This window comes from Vibrio sp. OPT46 (genome assembly GCF_015163535.1).
Taxonomy (GTDB): domain Bacteria; phylum Pseudomonadota; class Gammaproteobacteria; order Enterobacterales; family Vibrionaceae; genus Vibrio; species Vibrio alginolyticus.
This window is the reverse complement of sequence record NZ_JADDYG010000484.1, coordinates 1,187-2,601: the sequence shown is the minus strand read 5'-3', so window position 1 is coordinate 2,601 and position 1,415 is coordinate 1,187. Positions and strand designations below refer to the sequence as shown.

Here is a 1,415-nt window from a genome sequence, read left to right as displayed (position 1 = left end):
GGAACGCTCTAGGCTTGCTCTAGAAGCTGAGATGGTTGCGCAAGATAAAGCAGAAGTCGCACTGCGAATGGCGATTTTTGACAGTGTCGTTGACGTCGCTTCCTATATTCCTGCTATAGCTCCTGCGGCAAGAGGGTTTATGCTTGCCATAGAGGGGTCAAAGACTGCAATATCTGCGGTGAAAGTGATTGATAGTTTAATGTTGGACTCCTTCCTAGAAGAGTTAAAGCAAAGCCATGAGGTTGTCAGTGAGCTTGAAAGGCTGGCAAAAATACATATCGAGTTACTTAACGATTTGCGACGCAGTAAGGTAGATGTAGGTATTGAATGTAGGTCTTATCAGGAACTCATTACTCACCTTGAGAGCGAAGAAGTTCGTAAGGAGGTGTTAAAACGCTACCAACTACGAGCGCTTGCTATTAATGGCTTAGTGTTATTACTCGCTGACCTAGGATCTCAAACCAAACGGAATTCTAATATCTCGTTTAGGTTTTTGGTTGAGCGTTACAAGGTGAAGGAATACATTGAGAACTACATTTTGAGCGATGATTGGTCTGTACATACGATCAAAGGAAACACCTTAGCGGCTAACTGGAAGAACCGTTGTGATAACGAGTACTACACCGAATTATCGACAAAGATGCCACAAGGTGCGCAGCATTGGCCTGCTCCAATAACAACTAATAGCAAAGTTTCTCATCTCTCTATAACCGAAAACAGGGATAGCTTTAAAGCGTCAGGTGCATTTAATCAAATCTTCCCGATACAAACCATGTTGTTTGAACACCCAAATGAAACGATGTTTGATAACTTTACCGAGTCATTTAACCCGCAAGGAAGTGAGTTAAAGAAAGATGAAATCGGCTATTGTCGAATACTAGTTCAGTCAGCTCGTTATACTGAAAGTGATGAACCAGAATGGATGTCATATGATAGTTGGATTCAGCAATCTAGCAGCAGTCGCCTAGGTCCATACGATAAAGTGAAAGTGCAGTTGATACTTAAAAAAGAACACAAGTATGCGAAGCCAGTTACTATTGGCTATGATCGCGTCGACGGGCTCGAAAATATTAAAGGTCCAGCTTTCAGTGACTGGATGCTGCCAATGAAGGTTAGTGACTTCAAAGCAGATCCTGATGGGCGAATAAGTGCTTTTTACAAGCAACAGGGGATTGATGACGGCGCTACGTTGATTGCTATTGAGCATATTCCCTCATTCCGCTTCGGTGATGTGATGATCGACGGTATGAAACCAATGACCTCTAAAGCAAAGCTAATGTTCTCTGATGCAATGTTCAGTATGGCAGTTTCCGGAGCAGCGATATCTGGTCAGCCAAGCGACTATTTTGCAGAAGCGGATTCCTTTAAGCGCTATGTAAAAGGCGGAGGCTTCCAAAATATGCGTTACTGCTTGG

1 pseudogene is annotated in these 1,415 nt (G+C 43.1%); it reads left to right on the top strand.

Going from position 1 to position 1,415, the window contains the following annotated elements:
- Positions 1 to 1,415: pseudogene (locus tag IQR33_RS20440) on the top strand (OmpA family protein); the annotation flags it as partial.